The 21027-nt window shown below is 74.5% G+C and carries 19 protein-coding genes and 1 pseudogene; 11 read left to right on the top strand and 9 right to left on the bottom strand.

Annotated features, from left to right (window positions below; translation table 11 throughout):
- The first annotated feature begins 38 nt into the window (after nt 1-38).
- Complete coding sequence (locus ACTMS9_RS09080) at nt 39-1037, top strand: NADP-dependent oxidoreductase (protein WP_441164653.1); 999 nt, start codon at nt 39-41, stop codon at nt 1035-1037.
- A gap of 76 nt (nt 1038-1113) precedes the next feature.
- Nucleotides 1114-1881, top strand: coding sequence for an imidazole glycerol phosphate synthase subunit HisF (gene hisF / locus ACTMS9_RS09085; protein ID WP_441145170.1), 768 nt, complete (start codon nt 1114-1116; stop codon nt 1879-1881).
- 96 nt (nt 1882-1977) lie between these two features.
- Here hisF and ACTMS9_RS09090 read toward each other — a convergent pair whose 3' ends face one another.
- Together ACTMS9_RS09090 and yczE are read right to left on the bottom strand one after the other, a co-directional pair.
- Nucleotides 1978-2436 carry a hypothetical protein gene (locus ACTMS9_RS09090; protein WP_154943830.1) on the bottom strand — a complete coding sequence of 153 codons (459 nt, stop codon included), beginning with the start codon at nt 2434-2436 and terminating at the stop codon, nt 1978-1980.
- A 57-nt stretch (nt 2437-2493) separates the two neighbouring features.
- Nucleotides 2494-3147: a membrane protein YczE gene (gene yczE, locus ACTMS9_RS09095; RefSeq protein WP_441145168.1), complete on the bottom strand. Its 654-nt coding sequence runs from the start codon at nt 3145-3147 to the stop codon at nt 2494-2496.
- 58 nt (nt 3148-3205) lie between these two features.
- Here yczE and yczR point away from each other — a divergent pair, with 58 nt between their 5' ends.
- The 3 genes from yczR (at nt 3206) to ACTMS9_RS09110 (ending at nt 7425) form a co-directional block, all read left to right on the top strand.
- Entirely contained in the window at nt 3206-4663 is a 1458-nt protein-coding gene (yczR, locus tag ACTMS9_RS09100) for a MocR-like transcription factor YczR (protein WP_441145166.1), read from the top strand.
- A gap of 62 nt (nt 4664-4725) precedes the next feature.
- The gene (locus tag ACTMS9_RS09105) at nt 4726-6015 is read left to right on the top strand and encodes a low temperature requirement protein A (RefSeq protein WP_441164654.1); all 1290 of its coding nucleotides are present in this window, start codon (nt 4726-4728) and stop codon (nt 6013-6015) included.
- Between the two features lie 72 nt (nt 6016-6087).
- Entirely contained in the window at nt 6088-7425 is a 1338-nt protein-coding gene (locus tag ACTMS9_RS09110; RefSeq protein WP_441164655.1) for a low temperature requirement protein A, read from the top strand.
- A gap of 59 nt (nt 7426-7484) precedes the next feature.
- Here the strand turns inward: ACTMS9_RS09110 and ACTMS9_RS09115 are convergent, their stop codons facing one another.
- The 3 genes from ACTMS9_RS09115 to ACTMS9_RS09125 all read right to left on the bottom strand — a co-directional run bounded on the left by ACTMS9_RS09115 (nt 7485) and on the right by ACTMS9_RS09125 (nt 11148).
- The gene (locus ACTMS9_RS09115) at nt 7485-9311 is read right to left on the bottom strand and encodes an AMP-dependent synthetase/ligase (protein WP_441164656.1); all 1827 of its coding nucleotides are present in this window, start codon (nt 9309-9311) and stop codon (nt 7485-7487) included.
- A gap of 138 nt (nt 9312-9449) precedes the next feature.
- A complete protein-coding gene (locus ACTMS9_RS09120; protein WP_441164657.1) occupies nt 9450-10391 on the bottom strand; it encodes a terpene synthase family protein in 942 nt (313 codons plus the stop codon).
- A 127-nt stretch (nt 10392-10518) separates the two neighbouring features.
- On the bottom strand, nt 10519-11148 hold the full coding sequence (locus tag ACTMS9_RS09125; RefSeq protein ID WP_154943819.1) for a TIGR03085 family metal-binding protein: 630 nt from the start codon (nt 11146-11148) through the stop codon (nt 10519-10521).
- Nucleotides 11149-11328: 180 nt separating this feature from the next.
- Here ACTMS9_RS09125 and ACTMS9_RS09130 point away from each other — a divergent pair, with 180 nt between their 5' ends.
- On the top strand, nt 11329-13206 hold the full coding sequence (locus tag ACTMS9_RS09130; protein ID WP_441145154.1) for an ABC transporter ATP-binding protein: 1878 nt from the start codon (nt 11329-11331) through the stop codon (nt 13204-13206).
- 55 nt (nt 13207-13261) lie between these two features.
- Nucleotides 13262-15067 carry an ABC transporter ATP-binding protein gene (locus ACTMS9_RS09135; RefSeq protein ID WP_441164658.1) on the top strand — a complete coding sequence of 602 codons (1806 nt, stop codon included), beginning with the start codon at nt 13262-13264 and terminating at the stop codon, nt 15065-15067.
- A gap of 45 nt (nt 15068-15112) precedes the next feature.
- Here the strand turns inward: ACTMS9_RS09135 and rpsD are convergent, their stop codons facing one another.
- On the bottom strand, nt 15113-15724 hold the full coding sequence (gene rpsD / locus ACTMS9_RS09140; RefSeq protein WP_357614690.1) for a 30S ribosomal protein S4: 612 nt from the start codon (nt 15722-15724) through the stop codon (nt 15113-15115).
- A gap of 69 nt (nt 15725-15793) precedes the next feature.
- Here rpsD and ACTMS9_RS09145 point away from each other — a divergent pair, with 69 nt between their 5' ends.
- On the top strand, nt 15794-16543 hold the full coding sequence (locus ACTMS9_RS09145; RefSeq protein ID WP_441164659.1) for a DUF2470 domain-containing protein: 750 nt from the start codon (nt 15794-15796) through the stop codon (nt 16541-16543).
- A gap of 4 nt (nt 16544-16547) precedes the next feature.
- Here ACTMS9_RS09145 and ACTMS9_RS09150 read toward each other — a convergent pair whose 3' ends face one another.
- Genes ACTMS9_RS09150 through ACTMS9_RS09160 form a run of 3 tightly spaced genes read right to left on the bottom strand, consistent with a single transcriptional unit; the run spans nt 16548 to nt 18636 of the window.
- Nucleotides 16548-17144 (bottom strand): TetR/AcrR family transcriptional regulator, encoded by a 597-nt coding sequence (locus ACTMS9_RS09150; RefSeq protein ID WP_441145148.1) that lies wholly within the window; start codon nt 17142-17144, stop codon nt 16548-16550.
- Nucleotides 17141-17896, bottom strand: a complete 756-nt coding sequence (locus tag ACTMS9_RS09155; protein ID WP_441145146.1) for an ABC transporter permease — start codon at nt 17894-17896, stop codon at nt 17141-17143. Before ACTMS9_RS09155 ends, ACTMS9_RS09150 begins: the two co-directional genes overlap by 4 nt.
- The gene (locus ACTMS9_RS09160; RefSeq protein ID WP_441145144.1) at nt 17896-18636 is read right to left on the bottom strand and encodes an ABC transporter ATP-binding protein; all 741 of its coding nucleotides are present in this window, start codon (nt 18634-18636) and stop codon (nt 17896-17898) included. Before ACTMS9_RS09160 ends, ACTMS9_RS09155 begins: the two co-directional genes overlap by 1 nt.
- Nucleotides 18637-18742: 106 nt before the next feature.
- Here ACTMS9_RS09160 and ACTMS9_RS09165 point away from each other — a divergent pair, with 106 nt between their 5' ends.
- From ACTMS9_RS09165 to ACTMS9_RS09175, 3 genes and pseudogenes are all read left to right on the top strand, one after another.
- Nucleotides 18743-19129 carry a MerR family transcriptional regulator gene (locus ACTMS9_RS09165; RefSeq protein WP_088961162.1) on the top strand — a complete coding sequence of 129 codons (387 nt, stop codon included), beginning with the start codon at nt 18743-18745 and terminating at the stop codon, nt 19127-19129.
- Entirely contained in the window at nt 19126-20130 is a 1005-nt protein-coding gene (locus ACTMS9_RS09170; RefSeq protein WP_441164660.1) for an aldo/keto reductase, read from the top strand. Before ACTMS9_RS09165 ends, ACTMS9_RS09170 begins: the two co-directional genes overlap by 4 nt.
- Nucleotides 20131-20642: 512 nt before the next feature.
- Nucleotides 20643-20966: pseudogene (locus ACTMS9_RS09175) on the top strand (phosphoribosyl-AMP cyclohydrolase); the annotation flags it as partial.
- Between the last annotated feature and the right edge of the window lie 61 nt (nt 20967-21027).

Genomic DNA, 21027 nt, shown 5'->3' on the forward strand with positions numbered 1-21027 from the left:
CGCCCGGCCCTTCCCCCCGCGTACGAAAGGACGACACCGTGAGCACCAACCGCGAGATCCACCTGGCCTCCCGCCCCCAGGGCTGGCCGACCGCCGACAACTTCCGCCTCGTCGAGACCGAGGTGCCGACGCCCGGCCCGGGCCAGATCGTGGTCCGCAACCAGTTCATGTCCGTCGACCCGTACATGCGGGGGCGGATGAACGACGTGAAGTCGTACGTCCCGCCGTTCCAGCTCGGGGCGCCGCTCGACGGCGGCGCGGTCGGCGCGGTCGTGGCCAGCGAGGCCGACGGCGTCAAGGTCGGCGACACCGTGCTGCACGGCCTCGGCTGGCGGGAGTACGCGCTGCTCGACGCCAAGGCCGCCCGCCCGGTCGACCCGACGATCGCGTCGGTGAGCGCGTACCTGAGCGTGCTCGGCATGACCGGTCTGACCGCGTACGCCGGGCTGCTCGACGTGGCCGGCATGAAGCCGGGGGAGAGCGTCTTCGTCTCCGCCGCCGCCGGCTCGGTCGGCAGCCTGGTCGGCCAGATCGCCAAGCTCAAGGGCGCCGGGCACGTGGTCGGCAGCGCCGGCTCGGCGGCCAAGGTCGAGCGGCTCAAGGCGCTCGGCTTCGACGCCGCCTTCGACTACCACGACGGCCCGGTACGCGACTCGCTCAGGGCGGCCGCGCCCAACGGCATCGACGTCTACTTCGACAACGTCGGCGGCGACCACCTGGAGGCGGCGATCTCGGCGATGAACCTGCACGGCCGGGCCGCCATCTGCGGCATGATCGCGCAGTACAACGACACCGAGCCGCCGGCCGCCCCGCGCAACCTGGCGATGGTCATCGGCAAGCGGCTCACCCTGCGCGGCTTCCTCGTCAGTGACCACGGCAACCTGCGCGAGCAGTTCGTGCGGGACGTCGCCGGCTGGCTGCGCGACGGCAAGCTCGCGTACGACGAGACGATCATCGACGGCATCGAGAACGCCCCCGAGGCGTTCCTCGGCCTGCTGCGCGGCGAGAACCTGGGCAAGATGCTCGTCCGGGTGTGAGTCCCGATCCGGCGCGCGGCGGTGGCCGGCCTCACAGGTCGGTCGCCGCCGCGTGCCCGTTGGATAGGCTCGCCACATGACGGTGGCGGTACGGGTGATTCCGTGTCTGGACGTGGACGCCGGGCGGGTGGTCAAGGGGGTCAACTTCGTCGACCTGCGCGACGCCGGCGACCCGGTGGAGCTGGCCGCGGCGTACGACCGGGCCGGCGCGGACGAGCTGACCTTCCTCGACGTCACCGCCTCCTCCAGCGACCGGGGGACCATGCTCGACGTGGTCCGGCGCACCGCGGAGTCGGTCTTCATTCCGCTGACCGTGGGCGGTGGCGTACGGCGGGTCGCCGACGTCGACACGCTGCTGCGGGCCGGCGCGGACAAGGTCGGGGTGAACACCGCCGCGATCGCCCGCCCGGAGCTCATCGCCGAGATCGCCGACCGGTTCGGCCGGCAGGTGCTGGTGCTCTCGCTGGACGTGCGCCGGGCTCCGGCGGGCACCACGCCCAGCGGGTTCGAGGTGACCACCCACGGCGGCCGCCGAGGCACCGGCCTGGACGCGGTCGAGTGGGCGCGGCGCGGCGCCGAGCTGGGGGCGGGGGAGATCCTGCTCAACTCGATGGACGCCGACGGCACCAAGGCCGGGTTCGACCTGGCGCTGATCCAGGCGGTCCGCGCGGTGGTGGACGTGCCGGTGGTGGCCAGCGGCGGCGCCGGCGAGGTGGCGCACTTCCCGCCGGCCATCGGCGCGGGCGCCGACGCGGTGCTCGCGGCGAGCGTCTTCCACTTCGGCGAGCTGACCGTCGGCGAGGTCAAGGACGCGCTGAAGGCCGCCGGCCACCCGGTGCGCTGAGGCGCGTGGCGCGGCCCCGCCGTCACCCCGCCGCGCCAGCCCGCCCGCGCCGCCGGCCCCACCGCCGGCGCCTCCGCGCCGCCGCGCCGCCGCGGCTCAGCGACCGGTCCGCCCCTCCGGCGAGCGGCGCGGGGCCGGAATCGACCGGACGATGTACTCCTGGACGGCGGCGGCGTGGTCCTCCTCGGGCAGGTGCCACTCGGCGCTACCGGGGGTGTGCCGCCGGACCAGTACCCCCTGCACGGTGTCCACCGTGGTCCCCACGCCCGCGCTCGGCCGGGTGCGCCAGAGCCGCTCGCCGTCCGGGGTGATCCGGAACCAGCCGTCGGAGACGCTGACCAGGCCGGCGCCGGCCAGCCGGCGGACCGCCGCCTCGACGTCCTCCCGCTCCGGGATCGCCTGGTTGAGGTGCTCCGCGGTGGAGAGGACGTCGGTCAGCCGGACGCCCTCCGGCCGTCGGGTGTCCGCCGCGCGGCGGTGCCGTCCGGCGCCGCTCGCGATCACCAGTGACACGAAGATCCAGGCGTCGTTCCAGCGCCATCCGCTCTCCCCCATGCACGAATGATGCCCGGCGGGGTCGGCGGAGGAAACACCTACTTTCCCGCCGTGACGTCAGCGCAGCTCAGCGAGGGTGGCCACCGGGGTGTCGGGGGTGGACCGAGGCGGGACGGTGAACAGCGGGGTGAACAACTGGGCCAGCGGACCGATGGCGAGGGCGTACGCGACGGTGCCGATGCCCGCCGTGCCGCCGAGCAGCCAGCCCAGGGCCAGCACGGTCACCTCGATGCCGGTGCGGACCAGCCGGACCGAGCTGCCCGGACGCCGGGCGACCAGCCCGGTCATCAGGCCGTCGCGCGGGCCGGGGCCGAGGTCGGCGCCGAGGTAGAGGCCGGTCGCGACGCCGTTGGCGACGATGCCGGTGATCAGCAGGCCGATCCGCGCCGGCAGCGGCAGGTCCTCCGGGAGCAGCGCCACGGTGGCGTCCACGGCCAGGCCGATCACCACCACGTTGCTGACCGTGCCGAGCCCGGGCCGCTGCCGCAGCGGGATCCAGAGCAGCAGCACCACCGCGCCGACCAGGATGCTCGCCGTGCCGACCGAGATGCCGGTCTGTCGGGACAGGCCCTGGTGGAAGACGTCCCACGGGTTCAGCCCGAGGCCGGAGCGGATCATCAGCGCCATGCTGACGCCGTAGAGGACCAGCCCGACGTAGAGCTGGGTGAGCCGTCGGACCGGCCGGTGCCGCAGATTGCCAATCGCTGCCATGCATGCCACCCTAGGTGCCAATCGTGGCGAGAGAAGAGCCAATTTGGGAGGGGTGGTCGTGACCAGCCAGGTGCGGGGGGCCCAATTGGCTCGGCTGCTGGGGCAGTGGCACGCGCTGCCGGGCCGCCGTCGCAGCCCGGACTACGCCGCGCTCGCCGCCGCGGTCCGCGGCCTGCTCGCCGACGGCCGGCTCCCCCTCGGGGTACGCCTGCCGGCCGAGCGGGAGCTGGCCGAGGCGCTGCGGATCAGCCGGACCACGGTCACCGCCGCGTACCGGCAGCTGCGCGAGACCGGGCACCTGGCCAGCCGGCGCGGGGCGGGCAGCTGGACCATGCTGCCCGGCACCCACCGGGTGGCCAGCACCGGGTTGTGGACCCCGCTGGACGACCGCGACATGATCGACCTGGGCGTCGCCGCGCTGGCCGCCCCGCCGCAGCTGGTGCCGGCCGCCCGCGCCGCCGCCGAGGACCTGCCCCGCTATCTCGGCGGCGCCGGCTACCACCCGACCGGGATCATCGAGCTGCGGGAGGCGGTCGCCCGGTCGTACACCGCGCGGGGGCTGCCCACCAGCGCCGAGCAGATCATGGTGACCAGCGGTACTCAGCACGCGCTGGACCTGGTGCTCCGGCTGGCGCTGGCACCCGGCGGCAGCGTGCTGGTGGAGTCCCCGACCTATCCGAACGCGCTGGCCGCCCTGGCCGCCCGGCGGGCCCGGATCACCACCCACGGGCTGGCCGTCGACGGGGCCGGCTGGGACGCCGACCTGCTGCTGGGCAGCATCCGCCAGGTCCGACCCAAGCTGGCCTACCTGATCCCCGACTTCCAGAACCCGACCGGTCACCTGATGTCGGCCGAGCTGCGCGAACGGGTGGTCGCCGCCGCCCACACCGCCGGCACCGACCTGGTCGTCGACGAGTCGTTCGTGGATCTCCCGCTGGACGGCACCGAGCTGCCCCCGCCGGCGGCCACCTTCGACCGGCACAGCCGGGTGATCAGCATCGGCGGGATGAGCAAGCCGTACTGGGGTGGGCTGCGGATCGGCTGGGTACGCGCCTCCGCGCCGCAGGTGCAGCGGCTGGCCGCGGCCCGGGTCGGCGTCGACATGGCCAGCCCGGTGCTGGACCAGCTGGTCGCGGTGCACCTGCTCGCCGACGCGCCGACCATCGTCGCCGCCCGCCGGGCCCAGCTCGCCGCGCAGCGCGACGCCCTGCTCGACGCGCTCGCGGAGCGCCTGCCCGACTGGCGGGTCACCGCGCCGCACGGCGGTGTCACCCTCTGGGCCGAGCTGGACGGGCCGATCTCCAGCGCGCTGGCCCGGGCCGCCGAGGAGGTCGGCGTACGCCTGGCGCCCGGCCCCCGGTTCGGCCTGGACGGGACGCTGGAACGCTTCCTGCGGCTGCCCTTCACCCTGCCCGCCGCCGACCTGGTCGAGGCGGTGGGCCGGCTCGCCGCGGTCCGCTACGACCTGGACCGGGCCGGGCGCCCGCAGTGGCGGGAGGCGACGGTCATCGCCTGAGCCCGGCGCGGCGGACGCACCGGGGCCGCCACGCCACGGTCCCGGCTGCCAGACTGTGCGCCGTGACGGACGGCGGTACGACGCGGCGCGCGCCGCGGATGCGGGCCGTGACCGAGGGCGCCTCGGTCACCCCGCTGGAGCTCTTCTTCGACCTGGTCTTCGTCTACGCGCTCACCCAGGTGACCGCGCTGATGGCGAAGGACCTGACCTGGTGGGGCATGCTGCACGGGCTGCTCCTGCTGGCCCTGCTCTGGTGGTGCTGGTGCTGTTACGCCTGGCTGGGCAACACGGTGCGCGCCGACGAGGGGGTGGTCCGGGTGGCGCTGTTCGCGGTGATGGGCACCATGTTCGTCGTCGCGGTGACCATTCCCGAGGCGTTCACCGACCTGCCCGGCGGGCTCTCCGGGCCGGCCGTCTTCGCGGCCGGCTACCTGGTGGTCCGGGTGCTGCACCTGGTGATCTACTGGCGCGCCGCCCGGGCCCGGGACGACGCCGCGCTGCGCCGGCAACTGCTGCGGGCGGCCCTGCCGATGCTGGCCGGGGCCACCCTGCTGTTCACCGCCGCCCTGCTGCCCCAGCAGCTCGCCGACTCCCCGCGCCAGGAGGACGTCATCCGGACGGCGCTCTGGGGACTCGCCCTCGCCCTCGACTACGGCGGCATCATGGCCATCGGCGCGAGCGGCTGGCGGGTCTACTCGGCCGCCCACTGGACCGAGCGGCACGGGCTGATCATCATCGTCGCGCTCGGCGAGTCGCTGGTGGCGATCGGGGTCGGGGTGACCGCGCTGCCGATCTCCTGGCCCATCATCGTCGCCTCGTTCCTCGGCGTCGCGGTGGCGGCGGCGCTCTGGTGGGCCTACTTCGACGTGGTGTCGATCGCCGCCGAGCGGGTGCTGGCCCGGGCCGAGGGCGCCGAGCGGGCCGCGCTGGCCCGCGACTCCTACACGTACCTGCACCTGCCGATGGTGGCCGGCATCATCCTGCTCGCCCTCGGCCTCAAGAAGGTCCTGTCGTACGTGGGCGACGGCACCGAGCACGAGCTGACCGACCCGCTGCACGGCATCGGCCTGTACGCCCTCTACGGCGGGGTGATCCTCTACCTCCTCGGCCACCTCGGCTTCCGGCTGCGCAACATGCGTTCGGTCAACCGGCCGCGGGCGGTGACCACCGTGCTGCTGGTGCTGCTGATCCCGGTCGCCGACCGGCTGCCGGCGCTGGCCGCCCTCGGGCTGCTCGCCGTGGTCTGCGTCGGGATGATCGCGGTCGAGGTGGTGCTCTTCGGCGACGCCCGGCGCAAGCTGCGCGACGCCTTCCTCGCCGAGCACGGGTCCGCGCCGGCGTCCGACCACTAGACCGGCCGCCCGCCCGGGTGGGGGTTGCGCGATCCACCCCGGCCGCGCCGGGCCGGCTGGGACACTGCGGGGGTGGGGGCAGCGGACCGGCGGCCGGGCGCGGCGGGCGGAGGCCAACGCTGGTCGCGGGGGGTCCGCCCCGGCGCGCCCGGGTCCCGGACCACCCGGCTGGAGCTGTACTACGACGTCGTCTTCGTGTTCGCCTTCCTCACCGTCACCACGGTGACGTCGAGCCGGCCGTCGGTTGCCAACCTGATCGGCTGCCTGCTGGTGCTGTCGCTGCTCTGGTGGTGCTGGACCGGGTTCGCCACGGTCGGCAACGCGGTCCGCACCGACCAGGGCGTGCTGCCGCTGATCGGTTTCGTCACCCTGGCCGCCACCTTTTTGCTCGCGCTGAGCATGCCCACGGCGTTCGTGGACCGGCCGGGCGGGTTGAACGGCCCACTCGTCTTCGCCGGTTGCTATTTCGTGGTCCGGATGTCGCAGCTGTCGGTCCTCGGCTGGGTGGAGTGGCCCGACCCGGCCCGCCGCCGGCGGTGGCTGCTGCTGGCCAGCCCGCCGGTGATCGCGACCGCGCTGCTGGTCACCGCCGCCCTGGTGCCGCACCGGGTCGCCGACGGCACCGTCGAGGGGTGGCTCCGGCTGCTGCTGTGGTCGTCGGCCGTCCTGGTCGAGTACGGGGCGGGCGTGCTGCTGCGCGGCGCGTACTGGGCGGTGGTGTCGGCCGGGCACTGGGCGGAACGGCACGCGCTGATCGTGCTGGTCGCGCTCGGCGAGTCGGTCATCGCGCTGGGCTTCGGCACGCGGTTCCTCACCGAGCTGCCGCTGAGCTGGCCGGTGATGGTGGCCGCGGTGCTCGGCATCGCGGTCGTCTCGGCGCTGTGGTGGGCCTACTTCGACACCCTGGCCCTGGCGATGGAGCAGGCGCTGCACGGCACCCGGGAACCCGCCGCCCGGGCGCGCCTCGCCCGGGACGCCTACACCTACCTGCACCTGCCGCTGATCGCCGGGATCATCTTCGTCGCCCTCGGGCTCAAGGACATGCTCGCCGAGGCGGCGGACCCGAGCACGCCGGCCTGGGGTGAGCCGCTGGGCGGCTTCTGGGTGCTGGTGCTGCACGGCGGGGTGGCCGTCTACCTGCTCGGCCTGGCCGGGCTGGGGTGGCGGACGTGGGGTGAGGTGCGGTGGGTGCCGCTGGCGACGGTGGTGCTGCTCGCGGCCCTCGGGCCGCTGTCCAGCCGGGTGCCGGAACTGGTCGCGCTGGGGCTGCTGGCGCTCGTCGGCGTGGCCTCCACCGGGGCGCAGACGATGGTCGACGGCCCGCGCCGGCGCCGGACCCGGCAGGTGGCGCTGGCGGAGCAGGAGGCGTCGGAGGCCGAGCAGAGCAGGTGGCGGGGCGAGCACCTGTGAGCGGACGGCCCCGGGTGGCCGTGCCCGGCGGAGGAACCGGCCACGGCCACCCGAGGCGGTCAGAGCTCGGCCAGCGTGCCCTCGTACATCTTGTCGATCTCGGCGGCGAAGTTGGTCTCCACGCCGCGTCGCTTGATCTTGAGAGACGGGGTGATCTCGCCGTGCTCGATGGTCAGGTCGCGCGGCAGGATGGTGACCTTCTTGATCGTCTCCCACCGGTTGAGCTTCGCGTTGAGCTGCGCGACGTACTCCTCGACCATGGCCTTCGCCTCGGGGGAGGCCACGACATCGGCGTAGTCCCGGCCCTCCAGCGGGCCGCCGGCCGTCCAGCCCTTGATCGCGTCCGGGTCCAGGGTGACCAGCATGGTGCAGTAGTTGCGGGCCTGGCCGACCACGATCGCCTGCGAGGTGTACGGGCAGATCGCCTTGAACATGCCCTCGATGTGCGACGGGGCGATGTACTTGCCGCCGGAGGTCTTGACCAGGTCCTTCTTGCGGTCGGTGATCCGGAGGTAGCCGTCGTCGTCGAGGCTGCCGATGTCGCCGGTGCGGAAGAAGCCGTCCTCGGTGAACGCGGCCTTCGTCTCCTCGGGCAGGTTGTGGTAGCCGCGCATCACCGGCGTGCCCTTGACCAGGATCTCGCCGTCCGTGTCGAGCCGGCACTCCAGGTCGCCCATCGCCCTGCCGACGGTGCCGATGCGCAGCCCCTCCGGCGGGTTGACGAAGTTGCCGGCGCTGGTCTCGGTCAGGCCGTACCCCTCGGAGATGGGCAGGTTCGCGGCGGCGAAGAAGGTGGCGATCTCCTTGCTCAGCGGCGCCGCGCCGGAGACCAGCACCCGCATCCGGCCGCCGAGGCGGGCCTGGAGCTTGCTGAAGACCAGCTTCTCGGCCAGCGCGTACTTCAGCTTCAGCCCCGCCGGGACCGGCTGGCCGGCCTGCTCCAGCGCGACCTTCTCCTTGCCGACGCGGACGCCCCAGGCGAAGATTTTCGCCTTCGCGCCGCCGGCGCTCTGGGCCGTGGTGACCGCCTTGTTGTAGACCTTCTCGAAGACCCGGGGCGCGCCGCACATCAGCGTCGGCCGGACCACGCCGAGCAGGTCGACCAGCTTGTCGATCCGCCCGTCCACGTACGTCGGCAGGCCGACGTGGGTGGCGCCGCAGAGCAGCGTCTTGCCGAACGAGTGCGACAGCGGAAGCCAGAGGTACTGCAGGTCGTCGTCGCGCAGCAGCCCCATCTCGGCCTGCGCCACGCCCTCCCAGCACCAGCCGCCGTGCAGCAGCTCGACGCCCTTGGGTCGGCCGGTGGTGCCCGAGGTGTAGATCAGGGTGGCCAGGTGCTCCGGGCCGATCGGGGCGACGAGCCGCTCGACCAGGTCCGGCTCGGCCGCCAGTCGCGCCGCGCCCTGCTCCTCCAGCTCCGCGAGGGTGAGCTGGGGTACGGCCGCGGCCGGGTCGACGGCGCCGTCGAAGAGCACCACGTGGGTGAGCGCGGGAAGCTCCGCGTCGGCGATCTTGGCAGCCTGGGCCGGGTTCTCGGCGAAGAGCACCCGGGAGCCGGAGTCGGCGATGATGTAGACCGCGTCCTCGGGCTCCGTGGTGGGGTAGACCGTGGTGGTCGCGCCGCCGGCGCACATGATGCCGAAGTCGGCGATCACCCAGTCCAGCCGGGTGTTGGCCAGGATCGCCACCGGATCCTCCTGGCCGACGCCCAGTGCGTGCAGGCCGGCGGCGACCGCCTTGGCCCGCTGGCCGACCTGCTCCCACGTCAGCCAGACGGGGCCGGACTCGTCCGGGCCCGGGTGGGCGAACGCGTGCCGGTCGGGGCTGGCGGCCACGCGCTTGAGGAACATGTCGGGGATGGAACGGTATGGTACATCGAGAGCCATCGCTGTAGCCGCCTTCAGGGGGTGGATGGACGTGACGGGGGTCACGCCGTTCTGCGGTTACCGAAGAGTATTGCCTGCACCGGGGCCTCGGCTAGCCCCGAAAGCTGTGAGCCGACTGTGTCCCGCGGGTTGGAACGCTCAGGCGTACCGGACGGCCCGCAGCGACCAGTCGTAGGTGGCCCGGATCCAGGACCGGCGGACCTCCAGGAAGGGTGCCATGGCCGGCTCACCGGCCAGCGCCGCCTCGCCGGCGAGGTAGCGGTCCAGCCGGTCGTTGAACAGTCCGGCCGCCGTGCGGACGGCGCTGTCGACGTCCTGCCCGGTGCGGGCCGCGATGACGGTGACCAGGTTGTGCGGGTCGGGCGCGCCGCGCAGCTCCTTGCGGTGCGAGAAGAGGTCGTTGCACCAGCAGACCAGGTCGGTGGTGAGGTCGTCGAGGGCGAGCACCGCCGGGTCGGTGCGCCCTCCCGGGCCCGGCCGGACGTCGTACGCCAGGTCGGTCAGGGTGAGGCTGGGGCGTACGCCGCCGGTGTGCCGGCGCAGCTGGAGGTACTCGGGCAGCTCCGGCACCCGCCGGTGCTGCCGGTTGGCCGCCTCCCAGAGCAGGGCCAGCAGGTACTCGCGCAACTGGGCCACCAGCCGCAGCAGCAGCGCCGGGCGGCGGTGCTCGCGTACCCGCCAGCAGATGTCGGCCAGCGCGGCGCCCAGCGGACCGTCGGCGGGCGCCGCCCCGCCGTCGGCGCCGTGCCGGTCGAGGACGTCCAGCAGCGCGCCGACGGTCGGCGCGAGCCGGCCCGGCTCGGCCCCCAGGTCGTCCTCGTCGCAGCTGTCGTCCACCACGAACAGCCAGGTGATCAGGTCGGTGAGCAGCCGCAGCCGGTCCACCGGCGCCCGTGGGCAGGCCCGGCCGGCGAGTTCGGCGGCGTCGGCGGCCCGCAGCCGGTGCCAGCGCGGCCCGTCCTCGACCAGCCCGAGGCTCCGGGCCCAGCTCAGGCTTTCCGCGCCGACCCGGCCGGTGGCGGGGTGCCGCCGGGCGGGGAAGGGGGGCTCGTGCAGTCCCGACCCGGCGATGCCGCGCATGGTGCCCCCCTGTCCGCCGCCCGGAACGGGATCGGCGCGCAGAAGAGTACGACACCTCACATTGGCGGGAATCGCTGGGCGCGCATGGTGGGAAAACTCCTCCTGACCGGTTCCACCGGCCGGGAGGTCAGAGGCCGAGCGAGGCGTGGCGGAGCCGGTCGGCGAGGGGAGCGGAGCCGTCGACCTGGACCCGGGCCACCCGCTGCCGGCCCGAGAGGAAGAGCGCCAACTCGCCCGGCGACCCGACCAGCCGGAGCCGTTCGCCGCCCCGCCCCACCGACAGCTCGCCGTGACCGGGCGCCTGCACCAGCAGGTCGGCCGGGAACCGGCGCAACGCCGCCCGGGCCATCAGGGAGGCCGGCTTCCACAGCCGCGCCCGCAGGCCGGCCGGCAGGTCACGCGGCTGCCATCCCGCCGCAGCCCGGCGGACGTCCTCGTGGTGGATGAAGAACTCCAGGGTGTTGGCCAGCTCGTCGGTGAGCGGGTTGCTCACCGGGCTCCACAGCGGCGGGCGGCGCACCAGGCCGACCAGCTCCGCCCAGGGGCGGGCGGCGATCCGCCGGCGCACCCGCTCGGCGTACCCGCGCAAAGGCGGCAGCACGATGCCGCCGGCGGCGTCCGGGCGGCGCTCGCGCACCACCAGATGGGCGGCGAGGTCGCGGGTCGTCCATCCCTCGTTGACGGTCGGTGCGTCCGGTCCCAGCTCCAGCATGAGATCGACGAGCGCCTCGCGCTCCGATCGGGCGTACCGCGGCATGAGGGAGATGGTAGGCGCGCCGGCCGGTGTCGGCGCGCCGGAGCGCGGGCCGTGGTGACCGGGGTGCGCCGGAGCGTGCCGGAGCGCACGTGACGGCGGACATACCGGGTCCGGGTCGGCGGAGGTGGCCGGGAGCGGTAAGGATGAGGGGGAACAGTGCGGCTTACGGCGGGGGACAGTGTGGCGAGCGGGACAAGTCGGGACGTGCTCGGCAGAGGGCTGTGGGTCCTCGGGCGGGCGATCCGGGAACAACCGCGGATCTTCGCGGTAGCGGTGAGCGGCAGCGTGCTCTTCGGCCTCATGGTCATCGCCAGCGCGTACGTGGTGGGCGCGGTGGTCGGCGAGGTGGTGGTGCCGGCCGTCGCCCGGGGCGACGTCGGGACGAGTGCGCTGGTCCTGGCCGCGGCGGCGCTGTTCGGCATCAGCGTGCTGCGGGTGGTGGGCATCTTCGGCCGCCGGCTCGGCGCCGGCTACATGCAGTTCCGCCTCCAGGCCGCGTACCGGCGCCGGGTCACCCGCCGCTACCTCGACCTGCCGCTGGCCTGGCACCAGCGCAACGCCACCGGCACCCTGCTGTCCAACGCAAACTCCGACGTGGAGGCGGCCTGGTACCCGATCGCCCCGCTGCCGTTCGCCGTCGGCACCCTGGTCATGCTGGTCGGGGCGGTCGTCTCGCTCTTCCTCACCGACTGGGCGCTGGCCCTGGTCGGGCTGGCCGTCTTCCCCGCGCTCTTCGCGCTCAACGTGGTCTACTCCCGGCGGATGGCGCCCCGGCAGGCCCGCGCCCAGCGGCTGCGCGCCGAGGTCAGCGGCATCGCCCACGAGAGCTTCGACGGCGCCCTGGTGGTCAAGACGATGGGCCGCGAGGCCGAGGAGACCGCCCGGTTCTCCGCCCGGGCCGGCGAGCTGCGCGACGCGCTGATCTCCGTCGGCCGGCTGCGCGGCGTCTTCGACCCGTTGCTGGAGACCCTGCCCAGCCTCGGCACCCTCGCCGTGCTGGTGGTCGGGGCGTTCCGGCTGCGGGCGGGCGCGATCAGCGTCGCCGAGCTGGTCAGCGTCGCCTTCCTCTTCACCGTGCTGGCCTTCCCGGTGCGGGCCATCGGCTGGGTCCTCGCCGAGCTGCCGCGCAGCGTCGCCGGCTGGGACCGGGTCCGCCGGGTCCTGGACGCCACCGGCGAGATGCCGTACGGCGAGCGTCGGCTCGACCGGGCCGAGCCGACACCCGCCACGCTCGCCTTCGCCGGCGTCTGCTTCTCCTACGAGCCGGCCGAGGCGCACCTGCCCGGCACGGAGGTGCTCGGCGAGGTCACCTTCACCGTGCCGGCCGGGAAGACGGTCGCCCTGGTCGGCCCGACCGGCGCCGGCAAGTCCACCATCGCCTCGCTGGCCGTGCGCCTGGTCGACCCGCACGCCGGCACGGTGGCCCTGGACGGCGTCGACGTGCGCGAGCTGGCCGCGGACTCGCTGGCGGCGACGGTCGCCCTGGTCGCCCAGGTGCCGTTCGTCTTCGACGACACCGTACGGGCCAACATCACGCTGGACCGGCCGGGCATCGGCGACGAGGACGTGTGGGCCGCGCTGCGGCTGGCCGAGGCGGACGGCTTCGTCGCCGCGCTGCCCGAGGGGCTGGACACCATGGTCGGCGAGCGGGGCACCTCGCTCTCCGGCGGGCAGCGGCAGCGGCTCACCCTGGCCCGGGCGCTCGCCGGCCGGCCCCGGCTGCTGGTGCTCGACGACGCGACCAGCGCCGTCGACCCGAGGGTGGAGGCGGCCATCCTGGCCGGGCTGCGCGCTCCGACCGGGGGGCAGGGCGCCGCCGCGTCGATCCTGGTGGTCGCGTACCGGCGGGCGACCATCGCCCTCGCCGACGAGGTGATCTACGTGGAGCAGGGGCGGGTGGTGGCCCGGGGCACGCACACCGAGCTGCTCGCCACCGTGCCCGGCTACGCCGATCTGGTGACCGCGTACGAGCAGGCCGAGCACGAACGCGAGCAGAACCGCACGTACGACGAGGTCGCGCCGCTGACCTCGGGCCTGGAGATCGAGGTGGACCGGTGAGCGCGAGGAGTGCAGCGGAGCGGAGCCCCGCAGTCGCGAACGAAAGGTCGGCCCGGTGAGCGCCAGCGCGACAACGGCGGAGCCGGAGCGGCGCGAGGAGCCGCAGGAGCGTCCCGAGACGACCTGGCGGACGCTGCGGCGCGGCCTGGCGCTCTCCCCGGAGCTGCGGATCGGGCTGGCCGGCACCCTCGCGCTGGCCCTGGTGTACATGGTCGGCCGGGTTGCCGTGCCGGTCGCCGTGCAGCGGGGCATCGACGGCGGCATCGTCGGCGGCCTGGACCTGGCCGTGGTGTGGCGGGTGGTCGCGATCACCGCGGCGGTGCTGGTGGTCACCACCGGCTGCGGGTACCTGATGATGCGCCGGCTGTTCACGGTCAGCGAGACCGCGCTGGCCAACGTCCGGACCCGGGCGTTCCGGCACGTGCACGACCTGTCGATGCTGCACCAGCAGTCCGAGCGGCGCGGGTCGCTGGTCTCCCGGGTGACCAGCGACGTCGACCAGATCACCCAGTTCCTCCAGTGGGGCGGCGTGATCCTGCTCGTCAACCTCGGCCAGCTCCTGGTCACCACGGCCGTGATGCTGGCGTACTCCTGGAAGTTGACCCTGGTGGTGCTCGTCGCCTTCGCGCCGGCGGTGCTGGTGATCCGGCAGCTCCAGCGTCGGCTCGGCGCCGCCTACGGCGTGGTCCGGCAGCGGACGGGCACCCTGCTCGGCACGATCGCCGAGAGCGTGGTCGGCGCGCCGGTGATCCGGGCGTACGGCATCGCGGGGCGCACCGCCCGGCGGCTCGACACCGCGATCGAGGGGCAGCAGCACGCCCAGCAGCGGGCGATCCGGATCAGCATCCTGGGCAGCTCGGTGGGAGAGTTGGCGGCCGGCCTGGCGCTGGCCGGAGTGGTGGTCCTCGGGGTGCTGCTCGGCGTGGACGGCTCGCTCTCCATCGGCCAGCTCACCGCGTTCCTGTTCCTGGTCACGCTCTTCATCCAGCCGGTGCAGATCGCCACCGAGGTGCTCAACGAGGCGCAGAACGCCATCGCCGGCTGGCGTCGGGTGCTGGACGTTCTCGACGTCGCGCCGGACGTGGCCGACCCGGGCGAGCAGGGGCAGGAGCTGCCGCCGGGCCCGCTGGACATCCGCTTCGCCGGGGTGACGTTCGCGTACCCGGGCGGCCCGCCGGTGCTGCACGACGTCACCCTCGACATCCCGGCGAAGAGCCGGGTGGCGGTGGTCGGCGAGACCGGCAGCGGCAAGACCACCTTCGCCAAGCTGCTCACCCGGCTGATGGACCCGACCGACGGGCAGGTGCTGCTCTCCGGGGTGCCGCTGGACCGGGTGCGGTTCGACTCGCTGCGCGCCCGGGTGGTGATGGTGCCGCAGGACGGTTTCCTCTTCGACGCCACGGTGGGCGACAACGTCCGCTTCGCCCGCCCCGAGCTGACCGACGCGCAACTCACCGCGGCCTTCACCGAGCTGGGGCTGGCCGACTGGCTGGACGGCCTGCCGTCGGGGCTGGCCACCGCGGTCGGCGAGCGGGGCGAGTCGCTGAGCGTGGGTGAGCGGCAGCTGGTCGCGCTCGCCCGGGCGTACGTGGCCGATCCGGACCTGCTGGTCCTCGACGAGGCCACCAGCGCCGTCGACCCGGCCACCGAGGTACGCCTGCAGCGCACGCTGGACGCGGTCACCCGGGGCCGGACCACCCTCGCCATCGCGCACCGGCTCTCCACCGCGCAGGCGGCCGACGAGGTGATCGTGGTGGACCGGGGCCGGATCGTGCAGCGCGGCCCGCACGACGAGCTGGTCCGCGACCCGGAGTCGGTCTACGCCCTGCTCTACGCCTCCTGGCTGGAGCAGACCCGCTGAACCGTTGAGCCGGATCCGGCGCGTCGCGCGCCGGATCCGGTCGGCTCACCGGGAGTAGTGCTCGACCACCAGCTGCTCGTCGCAGATCACCGGCACCTCGTGCCGGGCCGGCTCGCGCAGCAGGGTGGCCCGCAGGCCGGTCAGGTCGACCGACAGGTACGGCCGGCCCGGCCCCTCGTCCGCGTTCGCCCCGGTGGCGGCGAGCTGGAAGGGCGGCAGCTGCCGGCTGCGCTCGCGGACGGCGACCACCTGACCGGGCCGCAGCCGGTACGACGGCCGGTCGACCTTGCGCCCGTCGACGGTGAGGTGCCCGTGGGCGACCAGTTGCCGGGCCTGGTAGATGCTGCGGGCCAGGCCGGCGCGGTGCACCACCGCGTCCAGCCGCCGTTCCAGCAGCGCGACCAGCGTCTCGCCGGTCTTGCCGGCGCCCCGCGCCGCCTCCTCGAAGGCGCGGCGCAGCTGTACCTCGCTGACGTTGTACTGGTGCCGCAGCCGCTGCTTCTCCAGCAGCCGGACCTGGTAGTCGGAGGTGCGCCGGCGGGCTCGGCCGTGCACGCCCGGCGGGTAGGGGCGGCGTTCGAGGTACTGGACGCACTTGCGGGTCAGTGGGATGCCGAGGGCCCGGGAGAGGCGGGCCTTGGGGCGGGGGTGGTTCACGTGGACGTCTCCGCTCGGGTGTTCTAGGCTGCTACTTAGGTAAGCCTAACCTATGCTGGAGGTGCCCCGATGGGACCGAGCCCCGCCGAGATCGTCCGCACCCTGGTCGCCGGTCGGCTGCCCGGTCTGGTGCACCTCGCGCACCGCCCGGGCCCGTACCACGTCCGGCACGCCACCGACCCGGAGGGAGGGGTGCTGATGCTCGTGCCGGTGGTCAGTGACCTCGCCGCCGAGCTGGACCCCGGGGCCGACGACGACGTCGCCGTGGTGCTCGACGTGCTGGACCTGCCCCCGGCGCCGGGCGCGCCGTCGCTCGGCCGGGCCTGGATCTCCGGCTGGGCGGCGCCGCTGCGGGGCGCGGAGGCCCGGCGCGGCGCGGCCGACTTCGCGGCCGTCGACCCGACCGGTGACCTGCTCGACGTCGGCACCCGGTTCCGGCTGCACCGGTTCGAGGTGGTCGAGGCCCGCCTGGAGGGCGCCGACTCCGTGCGCCGCGTCGACCCCGGGGAGTACGCCGCCGCTGAGCCGGACCCGCTGCACGCGATCGAGCCCGAGCTGCTTGCCGACCTCACCGACCACCACGAGGCGCAGGTCACCGCGTACCTGCGCGACCACCTCGACCTGACCGGCGGCCGGCCCCGGGTGGTGCGGCTGGACCGGTACGGCCTGGTGGTCGCGTACGGCGGGCCCGGCGACCGGCGGCGGGCCCGGCTGGCCTTCCCGCACCCGGTGGCCGACCCGGCGGAGCTGTCCCGGCTGCTGCACCCGATGCTCTGCCCGCGCGCGGCCAGCGCCCGCTCGGCGGCCGACGGGCGCTGACCGCTCAGGCCAGGTCGCCGGTGAGGTAGCGCTGCACGGTCGGGCCGAGCGCCGCGACCAGGGTCTCCGGGTCGGTGGAGGCCACCGGCTCCAGCCGGATGACGTACCGCATCATGGCCAGGCCGATCATCTGGGTGGCCACCAGCGAGCCGCGCAGCGGCAGCTCCGCCGGCGGGACGTCGAGGTGGTCGAGCACCCGGCGCAGCACCTGGGTGACCAGGAACTCGCGCAGCAGCCGGGCCGTCCAGTCGTTGTTCACCGCCGAGCGGAGCAGGGCCACCGCCGCCTTGCCGGCCGGCGAGTCCCACACCCCGAGGAACGTCCGGACCAGCCGCTCGCCGACGCCGTCCACCCCGCCGGCCAGCACGACGGGGAGCAGCTCCGCCGGGTCCAGCGGGATCTCGACGGTGGCCCGGAAGAGCTCCTCCTTGCTGCCGAAGTAGTGGTGCACCAGGGCCGGATCGACCCCCGCGGCGGCGGCGATGACCCGGATCGAGGCCGCGTCGAAGCCGCGCTCGGCGAAGGTCGTCCGGGCCGCCGCGAGGATGGCCTGCCGGGTGTCCGGGTTGCCGGGGCGCCGGCCGGTGCGGCGCGGCGTCATCCGCTGCGCCGCCGCAGGGTCGCCGCCGCGAGCACCAGGGCCGCCACCGCCGCGCCGGCGACGATCGCCACGTCCCGCCACATGGTCCCGGTCGGCTCGGCGTGCGCGCCGACCTCCTGCAGGGCCTCGACCGCGTACGACAGGGGGAGCGCGTCGCTGACCGCCTGGAGCCAGCCGGCCATCTGGCCGCGCGGCACGAAGAGCCCGCAGAGCAGCAGCTGCGGGGCGACCACGACCGGCATGAACTGGACCGCCTGGAACTCGGTGCGGGCGAAGGCGCTGCAGAACAGCCCGAGCGCCACGGCCAGCACGGCGTTCAGCGCCGCGACCAGGATGACCAGCCCGGCGCTGCCGGCGGTCTCCATCCCGAGCAGCCAGTACGCCACGCCCGCGGCGATGGTCGCCTGCACGGCCCCGGCCAGCCCGAACGCGATGCCGTAGCCGAAGAGCAGGTCGAGCTTGTGCAGCGGCGTGGTGAGCAGCCGTTCCAGCGTGCCGGTGGTGCGCTCGCGCAGCATCGCGATGCTGGTCACCAGGAACATCACGATGAACGGGAAGAAGCCCAGCATGATCAGGGCGATCCGGTCGAAGGTCGACGGCTGCCCGGGGACGGTGGGCTGGTCGGCGTACATGTAGTAGACCAGGGTCAGCAGCACCGTCGGCACCACCACCAGCAGCGCCACCGTGCGCTTGTCGTGCCGCAGCTGGCGCAGGATGCGCCCGGTGGTGACGGCCAGAATCCTCGCACTCATCACGCCTCCTTGGCGGCGGGCTGCTGGCCCGCCTCGCTCGACCGGATCAACCGCAGGAACGCCTCCTCCAGGTCGTCGACCCCGGTGCGCTCCCGGACCGCGTCGGGAGTGTCGTCGGCGACCAGCCGACCCTCCCGGATCAGCAGCAGCCGGTCGCAGCGGGCCGCCTCGTCCATCACGTGGCTGGACACCAGCAGCGTCGTGCCGGCCGCCGCCATCTCGTGGAACCGGGCCCACAGGTCGGCCCGCAGCACCGGGTCCTGGCCGACCGTCGGCTCGTCGAGGATGACCAGCTCGGGGTCGCCGACCAGGGCGCAGGCCAGCGAGGCCCGGCTGCGCTGCCCGCCGGAGAGGGTGCCGACCAGCTGGGTGGCGGCGTCGGCCAGCCCGACGTCGGCGACCGCCCGGTCGGCGTCGGCCGCGTGCCGGCCCTGCAGCGCCGCGAAGTAGCGGGCGTTCTCCCGGACCGTCAGGTCGGCGTAGACGCTGGGCGCCTGGGTCAGGTAGCCGACCCGGTGGCGCAGGTCGGCCGAGCCGGCCGGCCGGCCCAGCACGGTGACCGTGCCCGAGTCGATCACCTGGACCCCCACCACCGCCCGCATCAGGGTGGTCTTGCCGCTGCCGCTGGGCCCGAGCAGCCCGGTCACCGAGCCCCGGGGGACGGTGCAGTCGATGCCGTGCAGCACCCTCCGCCGGCCCCGGTCAACGACCAGGTCGCGGACCGTGATCGCGTTCTCCACCGCCCACCTCCAAAACTCATCAGCTGTTGAACTCAACGCTAGATGAGATACCCGGACCGACGCAACGGTTGACTTCGAGTGCTCTCGAACTGGAAGCCTGGGTGGCGTGGACATCAGCACGCAGGAACCGGCCCTCTCCGTGGGCGAGGCGGCGGCCCGGGTCGGCCTGACCACCTACACGCTGCGCTGGTACGAGCAGGAGGGGCTCGTCGCCCCGGTCGGCCGGGACTCGGCGGGGCGCCGCCGCTACACCGAGTCCGACCTGGACTGGCTGCTCCTGCTCACCCGGCTGCGCCGCACCGGGATGCCGGTGCGCGACATGCGCCGGTACGCCGAACTGGCCCGGCAGGGCGACCGCACGCTCGGCGCCCGGCGGGCGCTGTTCGAGGCGCACCGGGCCCGGGTGCTGGCCCGGATGGCCGAACTGGAGGAGGACCTGAAGGTGCTCAACTACAAGATCGACCTCTACCGCCGGGCCGAGGAGGGCCGATGATCCGCCGCCGGATGGGGGCCACCGGCCCCGAGGTCTCGGCCATCGGGCTGGGCTGCATGGGGATGAGTTTCGCCTACGGCGGTCGCGACGACGCCGAGTCCACCCGTACCCTGCACCGGGCCCTGGACCTGGGCGTCAACCACCTGGACACCGCCGACATGTACGGCGCCGGCGCGAACGAGCGGCTGCTCGCCCCGGTGGTGCGGGCCCGCCGCGACGAGGTCTTCCTGGCCACCAAGTTCGGCAACCGCACCAGCGGCGACAGCTTCGGTGGCACCGGCACCCCCGGCGCGTACGTGGACAGCAGCGCCGCCTGGGCCCGGGAGGCCTGCGACGCCTCGCTGGGCCGGCTCGGGGTCGACACCATCGACCTGTACTACCTGCACCGGCGCGACCCGCGCACCCCGATCGAGGAGACCGTCGGCGCGCTGGCCGAGTTGGTCGAGGCCGGCAAGGTCCGCCTGATCGGGCTCAGCGAGGTCAGCCCGGCGACGCTGCGGGCGGCGCACGCGGTGCACCCGGTCACCGCGGTCCAGATGGAGTACTCGCTGTTCACCCGGGACGTCGAGGGGGAGATGCTGGCCACCTGCCGGGAGCTGGGAGTGGTGCTGGTGGCGTACTCCCCGGTCGGGCGGGGCCTGCTCACCGGGGCGATCAGCGGTCGCGACCAGCTCGCCGCCGACGACTGGCGGGCCGGCGTGCCGCGCTTCGCCGAGGGCAACCTCGACGCCAACCTGCGGCTGGTCGCGGCGGTGCGCGCGGTGGCCGAGGAGATCGGCTGCACCCCGGCCCAGGCCGCGCTGGCCTGGCTGCTGGCCCAGGGCGAGGACATCCTGCCGATCCCCGGCACCAAGCGGGTCCGCTACCTGGAGGAGAACGCCGCGGCGGCCGCCATCCGGCTCACCCCGGAACAGCGGGACCGGCTGGGCGCGGCGGTTCCCGCCGGCGCGGTGGCCGGCGAAAGGTATCCCGAGGCATCAATGCGAACCGTGGGGCACTAGCCTCCTGATCGGACAGGGTGTCCGTCATCGGACACCGTGTCCGTCATCGGGCATTGCGGCCCCATGGGGCGCAGCGGCAGGATGGCGCGGTGGATCACGCTCCGTTGTTGGCGGGCACCTTCTTCGACGACTGGGCGACCCGGCTGCGCGAGGGCGCCGAACGCCCCGTCGTCGGGATCCTGCTGCGCGGCAGCCACGCCCGACGGGCCGCCACCGCGCACAGCGACGTCGACCTCGACGTGCTCGTCGCCGACGACGACCGCCCCGCCCCGCCGACCTCGGGCGAGACGGGCCGGTCCACCGGCCCCGGCCCCACCCCGTACGCCGCGCGGCAGGCGTACCTGGTCGAGGTGGACGGCCGGCTGGTGCACGTGTCGGTGGCCGCCCGGGACGTCCGCTCCTGGGTGGACCGGCTCGGCGAGCCGGCCGACTGGGCGTTCGGCCTGCCGGTCACCGCGCCGGTCCGGCTGCTCTGGGCGGAGGAGGGCTGGCGGCCCCGGATCGACCTGCCGGTGCTCTGCCAGCCCGCCGGCGAGCCCCGGCTGGAGGAGTTGGTCGCCACGCTGGGCAAGGTGGCCGCCGCCCGCGCCGCCGGCGACCAGCTCGGGGTACGCCTGGCCGCCGCCGACCTGGCCCGGCTCTGCCCCTCGGTGCTGCGGCTGGCCAACCCGAGCGTCCGAGTGGTGTCCCGGCGGGGCGCCTTCGCCGCCGCGCTCACGCTGCCGGTCGCCCCGCCCGGCTACCGCGACGACATGCTGCTCTGCCTCGGGCTGCGCCCCGCCTCCACCGGCCAGCTCGGGGCCGCCGCGGCGCGCCTGGTCGCCGGGGTCCTCCCGCTGGTCCGCCCGTACGCCGACCGGGTCGCGGAGGTGGCCGGGCCGGACCTGGCGGCGGCGC

The sequence above is a fragment of the Micromonospora sp. L31 genome (assembly GCF_052068075.1).
In the GTDB taxonomy this organism is placed as follows: domain Bacteria; phylum Actinomycetota; class Actinomycetes; order Mycobacteriales; family Micromonosporaceae; genus Micromonospora; species Micromonospora purpureochromogenes.